This is a genomic window from Brevundimonas sp. (genome assembly GCF_004210735.1).
Lineage (GTDB): Bacteria > Pseudomonadota > Alphaproteobacteria > Caulobacterales > Caulobacteraceae > Brevundimonas.
Genome location: NZ_SDZL01000143.1, coordinates 1 through 1,229 on the forward strand (window position 1 = coordinate 1; position 1,229 = coordinate 1,229).

Here is a 1,229-nt window from a genome sequence, read left to right on the forward strand (position 1 = left end):
GAAGGCTGGGATCGGCGCGGCAAACTTGCCGCCGAACAGGCCGACCACGATAACCTCGCCGCCGCGGCGGATGGCGCCGTTGGCGAAGTTCAGTGACGGGGTCGAGCCGACGAAATCGACCGCAGCAGCAGCGCCGCCGCCGGTTTCGACTTTGAGTTTCTTCAGCGCGTCAGGTTCTTTCGAGTTGTAGACGGCGTCGGCGCCGGCAGCGAGCGCGGCGTCGAGTTTCTTCGGGTCGATGTCGCAGCCGATGATCTTGTTGTTCGGGAACATAGCGCGGGCGAATTGCAGGCCCATCATGCCGACGCCGCCGAGACCGACGATGGCGATGGCTTCGCCTTCATAGGCGGTGCGGACTTTCTTCAGCGCCGAGAACGCCGTGATGCCCGAGCACATGTAGGTGGCGGCGAGGCCTTCCGGCACGCCGGTCGCGTCGAGCAGGTATTTCGGGTGCGGGACGAGGACGTATTCCGAATAGCCGCCGGCGACCTGTATGCCGAGCTGGCGCGGCTTCGAGCAGATGTGTTCCTGGTCGCGTTTGCAGGTGGCGCACTCGCCGCAGCCGATCCAGGGGAAGACGACGAAGCGCTGGCCGACGGCGCGGCCTTCGAGCAGGCCTTGCGCATCCGGGCCGACGGCCGAGAGCGTGCCTTCGATCTCATGGCCCAGCGTGTGCGGCAGCGAGCGGCCCTTGGACCAGTCGATCTTGTCTCCATCGCCGAGGTCGACATGGCCGTCCTGCAGGTGGACGTCGGAGTGGCAAACGCCGGAGTGGGAAATCTTGACGACAACTTCCGTGCCCTTGGGCGTCGGAATGTCGGAGGTCACTTCCTGAAGGGGGGCGCCGTAGGCGACGATGGCTTGGCTCTTCATAGGGTACTCCTCCACAGGTCTGGTGTTGCGTTAGCAACGCCTGCGGCGGATGGGAAGAGCTTAGCGACGATAGGGCGAATTGAGCGCGTTTGCCGCCGCCCGCGGAGGGGCGGGCGGCGGCGGCGTCGCGCACGACGGATAAGGTCAGTGCGCGAGGAAGACGGGTTCAGACGCAGGCTGGCTGTCGGCCTGTGTGGAGTGGAGCGGGCGGGGAGGAGGTCCGGCGCACCGGAGCATCAGGCGGGCGCGATCCTCCGGCGTTGAAGCAAAGAGGATGAGGTCGTCGATGGAGGCTTCCTCGGCCGGCGCCGCCTGCTCGATGATCGGAGCGGGAGCAGGAGCGGCCTCCGTGGCGC

2 protein-coding genes are annotated in these 1,229 nt (G+C 66.6%); both read right to left on the minus strand.

Going from position 1 to position 1,229, the window contains the following annotated elements; translation table 11 throughout:
- A partial coding sequence (locus EON91_RS14485; RefSeq protein ID WP_292096121.1) for an alcohol dehydrogenase catalytic domain-containing protein occupies positions 1–873 on the minus strand: 873 nt, incomplete at its 3' end.
- A 144-nt stretch (positions 874–1,017) separates the two neighbouring features.
- A partial coding sequence (locus EON91_RS14490) for a hypothetical protein (RefSeq protein ID WP_292096122.1) occupies positions 1,018–1,229 on the minus strand: 212 nt, incomplete at its 5' end.